The organism is Collinsella aerofaciens (assembly GCF_020709435.1).
Lineage (GTDB): Bacteria > Actinomycetota > Coriobacteriia > Coriobacteriales > Coriobacteriaceae > Collinsella > Collinsella aerofaciens_AU.
Map to the genome: position 1 here is coordinate 165560 of NZ_JAJFDP010000003.1, position 14570 is coordinate 180129.

12 protein-coding genes, 1 other RNA gene and 1 pseudogene are annotated in these 14570 nt (G+C 60.6%); 11 read left to right on the top strand and 3 right to left on the bottom strand.

The genetic code is table 11. The features are described from left to right. Positions 1-4: 4 nt before the first annotated feature. The 3 genes from rpsA to LK493_RS03560 all read left to right on the top strand — a co-directional run bounded on the left by rpsA (position 5) and on the right by LK493_RS03560 (position 2783). The gene (gene rpsA / locus LK493_RS03550) at positions 5-1171 is read left to right on the top strand and encodes a 30S ribosomal protein S1 (protein ID WP_022095232.1); all 1167 of its coding nucleotides are present in this window, start codon (positions 5-7) and stop codon (positions 1169-1171) included. 342 nt (positions 1172-1513) lie between these two features. Further along, positions 1514-1875, top strand: an RNA gene (gene rnpB, locus LK493_RS03555) — RNase P RNA component class A. 269 nt (positions 1876-2144) lie between these two features. Then, positions 2145-2783, top strand: coding sequence for a YigZ family protein (locus tag LK493_RS03560; RefSeq protein WP_227790135.1), 639 nt, complete (start codon positions 2145-2147; stop codon positions 2781-2783). Between the two features lie 67 nt (positions 2784-2850). On the opposite strand, the gene LK493_RS03565 is transcribed toward LK493_RS03560, so the two are convergent. Further along, positions 2851-3297, bottom strand: a complete 447-nt coding sequence (locus tag LK493_RS03565) for a C-GCAxxG-C-C family protein (protein ID WP_227790136.1) — start codon at positions 3295-3297, stop codon at positions 2851-2853. Between the two features lie 230 nt (positions 3298-3527). Between LK493_RS03565 and LK493_RS03570 the strand changes: the two genes are divergently transcribed. From LK493_RS03570 to LK493_RS03585, 4 genes and pseudogenes are all read left to right on the top strand, one after another. Next, a complete protein-coding gene (locus tag LK493_RS03570; RefSeq protein ID WP_227790137.1) occupies positions 3528-4811 on the top strand; it encodes an O-acetylhomoserine aminocarboxypropyltransferase/cysteine synthase family protein in 1284 nt (427 codons plus the stop codon). A gap of 141 nt (positions 4812-4952) precedes the next feature. Next, on the top strand, positions 4953-6257 hold the full coding sequence (locus LK493_RS03575) for an MFS transporter (RefSeq protein ID WP_227790138.1): 1305 nt from the start codon (positions 4953-4955) through the stop codon (positions 6255-6257). A gap of 160 nt (positions 6258-6417) precedes the next feature. Next, positions 6418-6996 (top strand): xanthine phosphoribosyltransferase, encoded by a 579-nt coding sequence (locus LK493_RS03580; protein ID WP_035138016.1) that lies wholly within the window; start codon positions 6418-6420, stop codon positions 6994-6996. A 152-nt stretch (positions 6997-7148) separates the two neighbouring features. Continuing rightward, a pseudogene (locus tag LK493_RS03585) lies at positions 7149-7460 on the top strand (peptide chain release factor-like protein); the annotation flags it as partial. Between the two features lie 85 nt (positions 7461-7545). Here LK493_RS03585 and LK493_RS03590 read toward each other — a convergent pair. Both LK493_RS03590 and LK493_RS03595 read right to left on the bottom strand, forming a co-directional pair. Further along, positions 7546-8508: a diacylglycerol/lipid kinase family protein gene (locus LK493_RS03590; protein ID WP_227790139.1), complete on the bottom strand. Its 963-nt coding sequence runs from the start codon at positions 8506-8508 to the stop codon at positions 7546-7548. 87 nt (positions 8509-8595) lie between these two features. After that, positions 8596-10017, bottom strand: a complete 1422-nt coding sequence (locus LK493_RS03595; RefSeq protein WP_227790140.1) for a chloride channel protein — start codon at positions 10015-10017, stop codon at positions 8596-8598. A gap of 211 nt (positions 10018-10228) precedes the next feature. Between LK493_RS03595 and LK493_RS03600 the strand changes: the two genes are divergently transcribed. From LK493_RS03600 to modB, 4 genes are all read left to right on the top strand, one after another. Continuing rightward, positions 10229-11491, top strand: a complete 1263-nt coding sequence (locus LK493_RS03600) for a molybdopterin molybdotransferase MoeA (RefSeq protein WP_227790141.1) — start codon at positions 10229-10231, stop codon at positions 11489-11491. A 10-nt stretch (positions 11492-11501) separates the two neighbouring features. Next, the gene (locus LK493_RS03605) at positions 11502-11981 is read left to right on the top strand and encodes a MogA/MoaB family molybdenum cofactor biosynthesis protein (protein ID WP_227790142.1); all 480 of its coding nucleotides are present in this window, start codon (positions 11502-11504) and stop codon (positions 11979-11981) included. 203 nt (positions 11982-12184) lie between these two features. Then, positions 12185-13057, top strand: coding sequence for a molybdate ABC transporter substrate-binding protein (gene modA, locus LK493_RS03610; protein WP_227790143.1), 873 nt, complete (start codon positions 12185-12187; stop codon positions 13055-13057). A 68-nt stretch (positions 13058-13125) separates the two neighbouring features. Further along, entirely contained in the window at positions 13126-14568 is a 1443-nt protein-coding gene (gene modB / locus LK493_RS03615; protein ID WP_227790144.1) for a molybdate ABC transporter permease subunit, read from the top strand. Positions 14569-14570: the final 2 nt, after the last annotated feature.

Genomic DNA, 14570 nt, shown 5'->3' on the forward strand with positions numbered 1-14570 from the left:
ACCTTTGAGTGAGATTCAGAACTCGTCCATTTTCTCTCTTGACGATGTCAATGAGGAGGAGATGAACAACCTCATCGACGGTACGATTACCGACTTTGATGAGGGCGATCTCGTTAACGGCACTGTCGTTAAGATCGAGCATGACGAGGTGCTCGTTGACATCGGATTCAAGTCCGAGGGCGTTATCCCGGTCCGCGAGCTGTCCATCCGCAAGGACGCTAACCCTGCAGACATCGTTGCACTCGGTGATCCCATCGAGGCTCTGGTTCTCCAGAAGGAGGACAAGGACGGTCGTCTGGTCCTGTCCAAGAAGCGTGCCGAGTACGAGCGTGCTTGGAACCGCATCGAGGAGAAGTTCAACTCCGGCGAGAACGTCGAGGGTGAGGTTATCGAGGTTGTCAAGGGCGGCCTGATTCTCGACATCGGCCTGCGTGGCTTCCTGCCCGCTTCCCTCGTCGACCTCCGTCGCGTCAAGGACCTCACCTCCTACATGGGCACCCGCATCGAGGCCCGCGTCATCGAGATGGACCGCAACCGCAACAACGTCGTCCTCTCCCGTCGCGTCGTGCTCGAGGAGTCCCGTAAGGCCGAGCGCTCCGAGATCCTGTCCAAGCTCAAGTCTGGCATGCGTCTCCAGGGCACCGTTTCCTCCATCGTCGACTTCGGCGCCTTCGTCGACCTCGGCGGTATCGACGGCCTCATCCACATCTCCGAGCTCTCCTGGAACCACGTCAACCATCCTTCCGAGGTTGTCAAGGTCGGTCAGGAGGTCGAGGTCGAGGTTCTCGACGTCGACCTCAACCGCGAGCGCATCTCCCTGGGTCTCAAGCAGACCACCGAGGATCCGTGGCGCGCACTGGTCAAGAAGTACCCCGTCGGCGCTATCGTCGAGGGCACTGTGACCAAGCTTGTCCCGTTCGGCGCTTTCGTCGACCTGGGCGAGGGCATCGAGGGCCTGGTGCACATCTCCGAGATGGCCAACAAGCACGTCGACCAGCCTTCTCAGGTCACCCACGTGGGCGACAAGGTTCAGGTCAAGGTCATGGAGATCGACCTCGACCGTCGTCGTATCTCCCTGTCCATGAAGTCTGCTGCTGAGACTCTGGGCGTCGAGATCGAGGTTACCCCGCTGCCTTCCGAGAAGAAGGACGAGGAGACCGACGCCGAGTAAATCGGTTTGACGATCACTTGTTTTAAGGGATCCGTCCGCAATGGACGGGTCCCTTTTTGCATTTCCTGCCGAGATGCGCGATGCTGCCCGTGTGCAATGCCGCCTAGGCTGTTCACGGGCTATTGGGTTGTCGGTGCATGAAAAATGCCGACATCCCGCCTCGGGGAGGAGGCGGGAACGCACCGAGTAGACGGAGGGGTGCGGAGCGCGGTCGCGTCTCGACTGACGACGTTGCCCATCGACGATACTATTGTACTGCATAGCGTGGTTCTTGGTTTATCGTGTCGAACGCTTGTGTTGTGCCATTGCCTGTGACAACGGTGTGCTACACTCTTGCACTGCTGAGTGGGCCAGACGGTCGCGCGATGTGCTGCTTGCAGCACGCGTGAGGAAAGTCCGGGCTCCAGAGGGCGGGATGCCGGCTAACGGCCGGGCGGAGTGATCCGACGGAAAGCGCCGCAGAAAAGAAGACTCCCACCTGCGCCGCAAGGCGTAAAGGGAAAAGCTGAAACGGTGGTGTAAGAGACCACCAGCGTCGTGGTAACACGGCGGCTTGGCAAGCCCCATCCGGAGCAAGCGCGAATAGGAACGCTATGGGCCGGCCCGGTCCGCGTTCGGGTAGCGTGCGTGGAGCTGCATGGTAACGTGCAGACAAGATAAATGACCGTCCACGACAGAACCCGGCTTATAGGCCCACTCAGCAACTAAGTTGACGCTGCGAACCCGTCAGCGCGGCAATCTGTCTTTCAAGCCTTCGGGCATGACCATAAGGTCAATGCCCTCGTCTTTCAAGGCACCTTGCTCGCGCTGACGGGTTCTCGCTTTCGTTGACGGAATCATCGGCGGTTCCGTTCTTGGCATCTCGCTGTCTTTGCCTGGTCATCGGCGTCGCCGTTCTATTTACCGGGGTTATCGGTACGGCCTTTGCCGTATTATTGAGGCTGTTTGTTGCTTTGCTTGTGTTTGAGGGGCTTTGTTGGACAGCTATTTTACTCTGCAATCGAATATTGAGGCTTCGGGCGAGTTTGTGGACCGCAAGAGTCGGTTTATTGCTCAGCTGGTCCATATTGAGTCCGAGGATGAGGCGAATGCCTTTATCGAGATGGTTCGCAAGCGTCATTATGACGCTCGGCATAATGTTCCCGCGTGGATTTTGGTCGATGGACGCGAGCGCCAGAGCGATGATGGTGAGCCGAGCCGCACGAGCGGTATGCCGACGCTCGAGGTGCTGCGTGGCGCGGGGCTCAAAAATGTTTGCTGCGTAGTGACGCGCTATTTTGGTGGCACGCTGTTGGGGCCTGGTGGCTTGGTGCGCGCCTATACCGCGGCGACGCAGGCGGCGGTGGCCGCGGCTCAGGAGGCCGGGCAGATCGTCGAGATGACAAGCGTCGTGCCGGTTGACGTGTATGTGGCCTATCCACAGTATGAGCAGGTGCTTCGCTTGGCGCAGGATTTGGGTGCCAAGGTTTCGGATACCGATTACGCGGATACCGTTACACTTCACTTGGTGTTTAAGGCGGGGGAGCAGGAGCCATTTTGCGCCAAGATGCGCGAGCTTATGGCGGGACGCGAGGAGATCGAGGTCGGCGCTCCCGAATTTGCCGAGTTCTGACGGCGACGGCCGGCGTGCTTTTGGATGAATCCCAAGCGCGCCGGCCGTCGTTTTCTGTTGCTGTCGTTTACTCGGCGAGCTGCTTTAGCATATCGCAGGCGATCTCGATGGCATCGTCGATGCAACCGGGGCAGCTGCGGAGCGGACCCTTATCCGATCCGATGCCCTTGAGCGTGCCGCAGACGGTCGTCGTGTTCTTCTCGCCAAAACGCTTGGCGATTTCGCGCGACAGCTTGTAGGTCTGGCCCTTGGTCTTGGGGTTTTCCATGCCGTCGCTCATCACGAAGCCCATGATGGCCACGGCACCCGAGATGGCGCCGCAGGTTTCGGTCATGCCGCCCATGCCGGCGCCAAAGCCCTCGGTGAGGGTAAAGGCGACCTGAGGGTCGAGTCCGACGGCAGGTGCGAGCGTGCAGGCGACGGCCTGCGCGCAGTTAAAGCCACGGGCGTGGTATTCGGCAGCCTGAGCCTGACAGGCGGTGATGTCGAGCTGGGCCGTATCGATTTGCTTCATCGTTGTCTCCTTGGTCACGGTGTACCCGCCTATGGTACCCGTGACGGGGCATGTAATCATCGAGAGCTTCATGTATGCCTCATTTTTATCTATCGAGCAAATGCCTAAGGCTTGAGATAAATACCCCTGATCAATTAGTCCAATAACCTATCTTGGTGATGGGTTGAGAGGGGTGCGGGGTAGCGGTATCGTGAACCGAATAAAACGTAACCCAGGCAAGGGAGCTAGATATGAGCGAGCAGACCATCGGTACTACATGTGTTCAGGGCGGCTATCACCCGGGAGATGCCGAGCCGCGCCAGGTGCCCATCTACCAGTCCACCACGTGGAAGTACGACACGTCGGAGCACATGGGCAAGCTGTTTGACCTGGAGGAGTCGGGCTACTTCTACAGCCGCCTGCAGAACCCCACGTGCGATCTGGTTGCCGCCAAGATCTGCGAGATGGAGGGCGGCACCGCAGCGATGCTCACGAGCTCGGGCATGGCCGCGAACTTCCTCGCGATCTTTAACGTGGCCGGTGCCGGCGATCATGTGGTCGCGAGCTCTGCTATCTACGGCGGTACCTACAACCTGCTGGCTCATACCATGGAGCGTATGGGTCTGACCTGCACGTTCGTTGCCCCCGATTGCACCGACGAGGAGCTCGAGGCGGCCTTTGAGCCCAATACCAAGCTCGTCTTTGGCGAGACGATCGCCAACCCCGCCCTTGCCGTGCTCGATATTGAGCGCTTTGCCAAGGCCGCGCATGATCACGGCGTGCCGCTGATGGTCGATAACACCTTCCCGACGCCCGTGATGTGCCGTCCCTTTGAGTGGGGCGCCGACATCGTTACACACTCCACCACCAAGTACATGGATGGACATGCTGCCTACCTGGGCGGCGTGATCGTCGACCACGGCCAGTTTGACTGGATGGCCCATGCGGACAAGTTTCCGGGTCTCACCACGCCCGATGAGAGCTACCACGGCGTGGCCTATGCCGAGAAGTTCGGTCGCGAGGGCGCCTTCATCACCAAGGCAACCGCTCAGCTCATGCGCGACCTCGGCCCCATGCAGAACCCGCAGGCGGCGTTTTTCTTGAACAGCTCGCTCGAGAGCCTGCATGTGCGCATGCCGCGTCATTGCGAGAACGGCCTGGCCGTTGCCAAGTTCCTGCAGAGCCATCCCAAGGTGCGTTTCGTGAGCTATCCGGGCCTGGAGGGCGATAAGTACTATGACATGGCTCAGAAGTACATGCCCAACGGTACGTGCGGCGTTGTGAGCTTTGGCTTTAACGGTGGTCGCGCAGCGGCCGAGACCTTTATGAAGAGCCTCAAGCTCGCCCAGATCGCCACGCACGTGGCCGACGCCCGCACTTGCTGCCTGCATCCTGCTAACGCCACGCATCGCCAGATGAACGATGAGGAGCTCATCGCCTGTGGTATCTCCGCCGACATGGTGCGCCTGTCGTGCGGCCTCGAGGACACGGCCGATCTGATTGCCGACCTTGAGCAGGCGCTCGAGCAGTGCTAGGCTAGCGTGCGTGCGGGGCGTGGGACGGCTTTTCGGCTGACGACGTCCTCATAGTTCCGATTCCGTAGGCGGGACCCCGATCGTGTCCGTTTGTAGGCGATTGGGGTCCCGTTTTTGCGTTGCACGATAGAAAGGATATACATGGAGAAAACTGCCGAGCAGCATCGCCGCGAACACATTGCCCTAGAGGGCGACACCCACGGTAAGAATAAATGGGCGATTCTGTTCACCGTGCTCGTCATGACCTTTATGGCGTGTCTGGATGCGAGCATCGTGACGGTGGCGCTCCCAGTGATGCAAAAGGAGCTGGGGGTGGGTCTCGACCGCATTCAGCTCGTGAGCTCGGTGTATCTGCTCGCGACGTGCGTCGCCATGCTGCCGTTTGGCCGCTTGGGCGATGTGCGCGGCAAGGTGAATGTGTTCCAGCTTGGTGTAATCGTCTTTACGGGTGGCTCGTTGCTTTGCGGGCTTTCGGCTTCGCTCGAGGTGCTTATCTTGGCGCGTTTCGTGCAGGGCATTGGCTGTGCCGCCGCGATGGCCAACAATATGGGCATCATCACCGAGTCGTTTCCGGCGCGTGAGCGCGGCCGTGCCATGGGCATTCTGGCGACCTTTGTGGCTCTTGGCATGATGTGCGGCCCCGTGCTCGGCGGCGTGCTGGTGGCGAGCTTTCCCTGGGAGAGCATCTTCCTTATCAATCTGCCCATTGGCGTAATCTCGTTTATCGTGGGACTCTATACGCTGCCGCATGTGAAGCCGGAGGCTGGCGAACGCCCTATGCCGTTGACAGAGGCGGCGCGTCGCTGCTTTGCGAGCTCGGCTTTCACGATTAACCTGGCTTGCATGCTTATCGTGTTCGTGGGTATCGGTGCCTCCGAGTTTGTGCTGCCGTTCTACTTTCAGGATGCCCACGGCTTTAGCTCCGATATCTCCGGCCTGTTGTTTTTGGCGATGCCGGTCGTGAATGCCTTTGTGGGCCCGCTTTCGGGCTCGGTGTCCGACCGTGTTGGTTGTGAAGCGCCCACAGCCGTTGGCCTGGGCGTGTACGTGTGCGGTCTCTTTGCGGTGAGCACGCTTGACGAGCACTCTTCCATCTTGATGATTGTGTGCTGCGTCGCGTTTATGTCGTGCGGCACGTCGATCTTCCAGAGTCCCAATAATTCGCTGTATATGGGTTCGGCTCCGCGTGAGGCGCTTGGCTTTGCGGGCAGCTTGAGCAGCTTGGCGCGCTATGCGGGCATAGCGCTGGGTATTACGGCGGCGTCGCGCATCCTGTATGGACAGACGAGCGCGGCGATGGGCAAGACGGTCACGAGCTATGTGGCGGGTCGTCCGGACGTGTTCCTCTTTGGCTTCCGTTTGGTATTCTACGTGCTGATGGCCGTTGCTACCGTGGGCTTTGCGCTCACATTGGTACGTTTGGTGAGGACGCGCACCCGGCATTAGCGTGTTGGGAGGCTGTCTGCCACGAATCGGGCCTATCTACTGGTCTTGCAGCTTTATAGTGCGATGCGGCTTGTGGGGCGGGCGGGGGTAGGTCCGTGGTAGACTATCGAACAACGTTTATTAATCGCGCGGTATCGTTGCCGCGAGAAGGGGTTGCGCCATGCAGGAGCTTGAGGATCGTATTCGCCATGACGGCATCGTAAAGGCCGGTAACGTCCTTAAGGTTGATGCCTTCCTCAACCACCAGTGCGACGTTGAGCTGTTCGACCACATGGGTGCCGAGTGGGCCCGTCTGTTCGAGGGTGTCGAGATCAACAAGATCCTGACGATCGAGGCTTCGGGCATTGGTATGGCCTGCATTGCAGCCCAGCATTTTGGCGGCGTGCCGGTGGTCTTTGCCAAGAAGGCACAGTCCATCAACCTCGACGGCGAGCAGTATGCCACGACCATCTATTCCTTTACCAAGCAGAAGGAGTACCCGGTCATCGTTGGCAAGCGCTTCCTGTCCGAGGGCGACAAGGTCCTGATTATCGACGACTTCCTGGCCAACGGCTGCGCGCTCGAGGGTCTTATCAAGATCTGCGAGGCCGCAGGTGCCGAGGTATCTGGTATTGGCATTGCGGTGGAGAAGGGCTTCCAAGGCGGTGGCGATAAGCTCCGCAAGCGCGGCTTCCGCGTTGAGAGCCTGGCCCGTATCGCCGATATGGACTGCGAGAACGGCGAGATCACCTTCGCCTAGGCTCGCAACGCAAGCGATTGGTATGCGATGTGACAAAGGGGCTGTCCCTTTGTCACATTTTTTGTATGAGGGGAGGTGTCGATATGGATGAGAACAAGATGGGATGGCGCGAGTATGCGCGCTATGCCGAGATGTCGGTCGAGGAGTTGGCGCGCGATTGCGAGGTGCAGGTGTTTCGCGCGACAGGTCCGGGCGGGCAGGGCGTGAACACGACGGATTCAGCGGTGCGCATGAAGCATGGGCCCACTGGGATTACCGTGACGGCGCGCGAGAGCCGCAGCCAGTTTCAGAATCGTGCGAGCTGTTTGCGTAAGCTGAGGGCAGAGCTTGAGCGTCGCGGGCGTCCACCGCGTCGACGCGTAAAGACCAAGGTGCCTCAACGCTCTCGCCAGCGCAGGCTCAACGACAAGCACTTCAACGCGATTAAAAAGGCCAACCGTCGCAAACCGGGCAGCGACGAATAGCCACCCCTAAGTTGCGGTGAAATAGGGACTGTTTATGCAGCTAAAGCCGCAAGGCAGTCCCTATTTCACCGCAACTTAGGTGGGGTTAGTGGGTGGGGTGCCAGACGTGGAGGGCTCCGCCGAGGACGTCGACCTCGATGCGCGAGGCGACAACGGGCTCGCCGTCGGCCTGGATGGGGTAGTCGGGCTCCTCGAACGTGAGCTCGGCATGACGGCAGCGGCGCATGCGAACCGGTGGCAGCTTGGTATGATGGCCGTCCTTGGCTGAAAGGAACATGGGCAGGGCGACCGCACGGGGGACGGGGCCGCAGGCGTAGCAAACGTCGAGTATGCCGTCGCACGGGTCGGCGTTGGGACAGATGCGATAGCCAGAGCCATAGGTGGGCCCCAGCTGGATGGCCATGATAATCGCCCGCACGCGCTCGGCGGGCGCGCCGTCAAAGCTGACCGTCATGGGATAGTTGCGGTAGCGCAGGCCAAACTGCTCAAGTCCCGATAGGGTGTAGAGCGGAGCGCCGGCGAGGCCCGTCTTTTTGCGCAGCTCGGTGGTGCCAAGGCCGATGGCGGCATCGATGCCGACCGAAAGCGTCTGGTCGTAGTACTCAGCGGCAGCCTCGCCGCTGCCGCTTGCAGGGCTCCACGAGCGAATGCGCCCGATGTCCTGATGCTGCAGCTCGCAGGTGAGCAGCGCGCCAAAATCCTTGCCGGAGAAATCGTCGATGCCGAGTGTTTGGGCAAAATCATTGCCGGAGCCTACGGGCAGGACGGCAAGCGCCGGTCGAACCGCCTCTTCTTGCGCCATCAAGCCATTGACGACCTCGTGGATCACGCCGTCGCCGCCGAGTGCGATAACCGTGCGGTAGCCCTGGGCCCGTGCGGCAAGTTCCTTGGCATGTCCCATGCGCTCGGTCAGCACCAGGTCAAACTGGGATGCGCGCGCGGTCATGTCCAAAAAGCGCTGCAGGCGCTCAGCGACCTCGCGCGCCGCACCCGACTGGGCGGCGGGGTTGGCGATGATGAGCGTGCGACCAAAATCAGTTACGTGCATGGGGCGACTCCCGGCGTATGACGTGACGGTGCGGTCGCGCTCAGGTCGAATTGCCCCCGATTGTGGCTGCACGGCGAATACTTACGTCTACTCTATCAGGTCGTTGTGGCGCTCGATAGCATCCGCTACCGTACCGCCCTCATCCACAATAAGCGAACGACGCTTGGGTGAGATAATGCGCTGGGCGGGGTACACGCCGCGGTGGCCGCCGACGAGATAGCTGATAAAGGCCACGATGACAAAGAACCCGGCGGCCGTGCCGTGGAACAGATCGATGGCCATCATGCAGGTGGTGATGGGCACGTTGAGGCCGGCGCAGAACACGCCGAGCATACCCAGCGCTGCCAGAAAGCTGGGGTCGATTCCGACGAGGCAACCGATCCAGCCGCCGAGCGCCGCACCGATACCAAACAGGGGCGTGACCTCGCCGCCTTGGAAGCCGGCACCCAGGGTGAGCGCCGTCACCACGAGCTTGATGGCTGCGTCGGCAAGGGTCGTGTTACCGGCGAACCCGGCGCCCGAGAGCCAGGTGGCAAGGCCGGCATACTTCCAGGCGTCGAGCATCGCGTAGGCCGCGAGCACCACGAGCGCGCCCACGAGTGCGCGAGCAAGGTAGTTGGTGATAAAGCGACCGTACAGGCTCTTGACGGTTCGAACCGACCAGGCAAAGAGGCGTGCCGTCAGACCGAAGATAATGGCGCTGATAACAACGATGACAACCGTCCGTGGTGTCATTTTGGGAACGCTGGCGATAACATTCGCCTCGTACTCGGTTCCCAAGGCAAGCGACGTAAAGTAGCCGGTAAACGAGGCGACCAGGCAGTAGATGCCCGCGGTGTAGTCGATCTTGCCGATAAAGCACATCTCCATGCCAAAGAAAGCTCCGGCAAGGGGCGAACCGAATACGGCGCCAAAGGCCGACGAGATGCCGGCGAGCATGAGGTCGTGGTGGTCATGCTTTTTGAGGTGGGCGAGGCTCGAGATGTTGCTGGCGATGGTGCCGCCAATCTGCACCGCGGCGCCCTCGCGGCCGGCCGATCCGCCCGTTAGGTGCGTGAGCGTGGAGCAGACGAAGGTGAGGACGGCCATGCGCATATGGATAAGGCGTGTGCCCAGGGCGGAGTCGATGACCAGGTTGTTACCTCGTTTGGCGGCAAGGCCATGGTTTTTGTACACCCATGCGGTGGCAACGCCCACAACGGGAAGCAACACGTAAATCCACACGTGGTGCTCGCGATAATCGGTCGCGATATTCAGCGAGGCCAAAAATGCCCAAGCGGCAACACCCATGGCGAGCGAGACGATGACGACGAGCGCGAGCAGTTTGGCGCTTGCAAACAGGTTGCGGGCGTTGCGGCGTGTGTCGGCGGCCAAGAGCTGCTCGGAGCGGGTGAGTTGACGCCTGCCGGCCATGATGACGTCGCTAAGGGAGAAAAAGCCGCCATCGTCGAGCGGCTGGGAATGATCCTGCGCTTCGTTTGCGCTTTCGGGTTTGTTGTTATGAGCCATATATTCCTCTTTTAGGTTGCAACGCAAGCATTATAAAACGCGGCAAGCGCGACGAGCCGGTGGGTTGGTTTCCATTCTGTTTCGCGGCTTGCGGCCGACAGGTGTATTTGCGGGTACAGGCCAAATCGCGGTCGCGCGTCGGGGGATTATACTGAGACAAGCATAAAGAATCGGCGTCCCTGTTGTGCGCCGTGGCATTAAAGAGGTGCATATGGCAGAGAAACTCATTCCGCTGGAGGACGCGCAGTCGATCGTTCTGTCGCACGTTGCTCCGACCGATCTCGTCGAGATTCCCGTGTGGCAGGCCGCCGGTCTTCCCTTGGCCGAGGACGCGGTGGCCGATATCGACATCTCGCCGTTTGCCAACAGCGCTATGGACGGATATGCCGTGCGCTCGGCGGACTTGGCGCAGGCATCTGACGAGGCACAGGTGACGCTCGACGTTATCGGACACGAGGCAGCGGGCCATGTCTTTGGGGGCGTGGTCGGCACGGGCGAGACCGTCCGCATCATGACGGGCGCGCCGGTGCCCGAGGGTGCTGACGCCGTAGTGAAATATGAGATCGTCGACGTGCTTGACGGCGATGGCAACGAGGGCTCGCCCGTTCGCTTCTCGGCGCCTGCCAAGGTAGGGGAGAACGTTCGCTCGGCTGCCGAGGAGGCCCATGCCGGCGATGTTGTGATGCACGCCGGCGAGGTCGTGGCTCCGGCCGGCGCCGGCTTGCTGGCAAGCGCCGGATACGCGAGCGTGAAGGTGCACGCTGCCCCGCGCGTGGGCATCATCTCGCTGGGCACGGAACTGGTCGCACCGAGTAGGGTACCGGCACGCGGTCAGATTCGCGATTCCAACTCCTCGGCGCTGATGGCCGAGGCGCTCGAAGCAGGAGCCGAGCCCGTGTTCTACGGCATCGCTCCCGATGATGAACAGGCGATTGCCGAGCTCGTACATCGTGCCGTGCAGGAGTGCGATTTTGTCATTACGAGCGGTGGCGCCTCGGCGGGCGATTACGACTATGTGACGGCGCTGGTCAAGCGCGAGGGCGAGGTTCTGTTCGATCGGATCTCGATGCGTCCCGGCAAGGCCATTACGTTTGGCTTGCTCGGGGGTAAGCCTTACCTGGGGCTTTCAGGCAATCCGGCCGCGGCGTATGTGGGCTTCGAGATGCTCGCCCGCCCGGCGATTCGTAAGATGCGCGGCTTTGCCGAGGGCGCGCGTCCCGTGCAGCAGGCGACGCTCACGCACGGTGTGAAAAAGCGCCAGGACCGACGCTTCTTCGATCGCGCCACGGTTTTGCGCGACCCCGAGACCGATGAGCTGCTGGTGACCGAGGCCAAGACGCAGAATTCGGCGCTGCTCGGCACGATGCAGCGTGCCAACTGTCTGCTGCGTATTGACGAAGGGCCGTGTGAGCTCAAGGCAGGCGACGTCGTGGATGTCGTGCGTGTCGACCTGCCTGAGGGCACGGTGCTATAGGAGGAATGCTATGGAGCTGAAGATTTCGATTGTGACGTGCTCGGATACGCGCGATCTTGCCCAGGACGAGGCTGGAGCTGCGCTCGAGGAACTTATCGAGGCGCAGGGCTGGACGGTCGCCTCACATGTGGCCGTGCGCGATGACGTCAGCGAGATTGGTGATGCCATTGTGGAAGCCGCCGATGAGTGCCACGCCAATGTCGTGCTCACCTGCGGCGGCACGGGGCTTTCGATGCGCGATGTGACGCCCGAGGCGACGCGTGCCGTCTGCGACCGCGATGTGCCGGGTATTGCAGAGGCAATTCGTGCGTACTCGATGACCAAGACGCGCCGCGCTATGCTCTCGCGTGCTATTTGCATGCAACGAGGTCATACACTTGTCGTAAACTTTCCCGGTTCCACGAAGGCCGCCCGCGAAAGCTGGGAGGCCATAGCGGACCAGCTGGAGCACGCGGCTCAGATGACAGCGGGCGGCGGACATACCAACTAAGCTATTTTCCTGCGGTGGGGCGACCTTATCGGTCGCTCCGCTTTTGTTTTCCGCCGAATCGACGCCGAGGTGTACGGTAACTCGAAACTATATTCTCAGGCGAGAATAATTTCTCACTAACATTATTCGCGCAAAAGTATAATCTGATTGCAGATTAAAGCCCGCGGTGGGGTACCCGGGCACAAGGTCCGAAAGGGTTGAATATGTTCGATATGGTTTCTCGCCGCGGATTCGTCTCGCTTTCTGCTGTCGCCGCTGCCGGCCTTGATCTTGCTGGCTGCTCGGGCAGCAAGACGTCCGAGCCGGCCGGATCCGATGCCGGTTCTGCTAAGGCATCTTCCAAGAAGGCTGTCGAGCTGCAGGTCTTTGCCGCCAACTCGCTCGAGAAGGCTCTGCCCGAGGTTCAGGAGCTCTACACAGAGCAGACCGGCACCACGTTTGCAGACACGCAGTTTAAGGCCTCCGGCGACCTTGTCGAGCAGATGCGCGCCGGTGCCGCTGTCGACGTGCTCATCACAGCCTCCAAGGGCACCATGGACGACGCCGAAGCCGCCGAGCTCGTCGACGTCGATACGCGTGAGGACATGTTCGTCAACGACCTCGTGATCATTCGCGCCGAGGGCTCCGACACCAAGGTCGAGGCCATCGCCGACGTCGCGAATCTGGACGGCAAGATCGCCATTGGCGACGCCAAGACCGTCCCTGCCGGCAAGTACGCCAACCAGGCGCTGGCTTCCGTGGGGCTCTATACCGGTACCGAGGGCGACGACGGCGAGTATGCTCCCGAGATCGCCGACAAGGTCGCACTGGCCGATAAGGTGGGCACCGCCGCCGCCTATGTCTCTACGGGCGACTGCGTAGCCGGTTTTGTCTACAGCTCCGATATCTTCCGCTACGACGGCATCGAGGAGGCCTTCGTGTGCCCCGAGGATTCGCACAAGCCCATCGTGTACCCGGGTGCCGTTGCCGAGAGCTCCGAGCATGCCGACGAAGCCGAGGCGTTCATCGACTTTTGCCTGTCCAACAAGAAGGCTCAGAAGATTTGGGCTAAGTACGGCTTTGAGCTTTCCGCGTAGTGCGGCTTGGCGCGATAATTCCATCGTTTTGTGTTTTACTCCGTCCTTGTATTCGCTTGGAGCTTTTCGTGCTTAATAGATTCCGCATGCTTGTCGCCTGTGCTTTGACCTTCGCGCTTTGCTGGGTGCCGGGATTTGCGTTTGCTGGGGACGCTGAGGACGGGGCCCAGGCTGCTGCGACCGCTCATGGGCTTTCCTATGGGATCGAGGGTTTTGAGCGGTTGGCCAAGGGGACCGCTCGTGCGATGGAGGGCCAGCCTGAGGGCTACCGGTTTCCCGTTGACGAGGACGTGGACCTTGTAGTGGCGCCTGCTGCTGATCGCGTTGTGGTGTGGATATCGCCCAAGGCGGTCGAGAAATATGGATTGGATCCCCAGGACAACGAGTGCGTATCGGGTCTCAAGGCCCTCGTCTGTGAGCTCGACAGCGCAAACTGCATGGGAGGTGCGCAGCTAGGGGACGTGGATCTTCCTTGGTATGTTACGGCGGAAACAACGTTTGATGCCGGCGGGTATACCTATGGCTTTGACGAGCGCGGTGCGGATGGGGACCGCTATGTGGTGATTGCATCAGCCTCGGGTGATGCCAAGGGCGGCGCGCGTTGGCTTGATAGCGCTCAAATGGTAGAAGCGTCGTCTGTCGTGTTGCGGGATGAGCAGGGGCCCTTGACCTCTCTGGCTTCCTTATTGGGCGGCATCGACTACCGACCGTTTTGGGTTTCCATTAAAACGAGCGGCCTTGCCCTGCTGATCTCCTTTGCGCTGGGCCTGTTCGCCGCGTGGAAGACTATGGGTACCTCGAGCCGCGTCAAGGGCTTGCTCGACTCGGTCTTTACCATCCCCATGGTGCTGCCGCCTACGGTGTGTGGCTTTTTGCTGCTTATGCTATTTGGTCGATCGACCGGGGTCGGTCGGTGGCTGATTGCGCACGGCATCTCGATTGTCTTTACGTGGCCGGCGGCGGTGATCTCTGCCGTGGTGGTATCGTTCCCCCTGGTCTACCGTACGGCGCTCGGCGCCTTTGAGAGCCTCGATACGCAGATGCTTGACGCCGCGCGAACCCTGGGATGGTCCGAGCGTCGCATCTTTGCCAAGCTTATGATGCCGCTTGGCTGGCCCTCGATTGCCGCCGGCACGGTGCTCGCCTTTGCCCGCGCCATGGGCGAGTTTGGCTGCACCCTGTTCTTTGCGGGCAACTATGCCGGTATTACGCAGACCATTCCCATTGCGATTTACTTTGAATGGATGGGCGGCAATACGTCGGTGGCCCTCTTTTGGGTCGTGGTCGTAATAGCGTTCAGCTTCCTAGTCATCCTGTTCATCAACATGTACACGGCGCATTCGCAAAAATACCGCGAGCGGGGCCTTTCCCGTGCGGAACGTAAGCAGGCCAAAGATCTCGCCGGACAGGGCGATTCACTCGACCCGGCGGGCGGTGATGCCTTGCGTATCGATCGCGAGGCACTGGCCGAGCTCATGCGCGATGATGCCGCATTACAGGGAGGTCGATAGGC

Coding starts and splice junctions, on each gene's coding strand:
- LK493_RS03595 (WP_227790140.1), bottom strand. CDS start 10,017: ATGGCTCATAACAACAAACCCGAAAGCGCAAACGAAGCGCAGGATCAT.
- LK493_RS03575 (WP_227790138.1), top strand. CDS start 4,953: ATGGAGAAAACTGCCGAGCAGCATCGCCGCGAACACATTGCCCTAGAG.
- LK493_RS03605 (WP_227790142.1), top strand. CDS start 11,502: ATGGAGCTGAAGATTTCGATTGTGACGTGCTCGGATACGCGCGATCTT.
- LK493_RS03565 (WP_227790136.1), bottom strand. CDS start 3,297: ATGAAGCAAATCGATACGGCCCAGCTCGACATCACCGCCTGTCAGGCT.
- LK493_RS03590 (WP_227790139.1), bottom strand. CDS start 8,508: ATGCACGTAACTGATTTTGGTCGCACGCTCATCATCGCCAACCCCGCC.
- LK493_RS03570 (WP_227790137.1), top strand. CDS start 3,528: ATGAGCGAGCAGACCATCGGTACTACATGTGTTCAGGGCGGCTATCAC.
- LK493_RS03600 (WP_227790141.1), top strand. CDS start 10,229: ATGGCAGAGAAACTCATTCCGCTGGAGGACGCGCAGTCGATCGTTCTG.
- modA (WP_227790143.1), top strand. CDS start 12,185: ATGTTCGATATGGTTTCTCGCCGCGGATTCGTCTCGCTTTCTGCTGTC.
- LK493_RS03580 (WP_035138016.1), top strand. CDS start 6,418: ATGCAGGAGCTTGAGGATCGTATTCGCCATGACGGCATCGTAAAGGCC.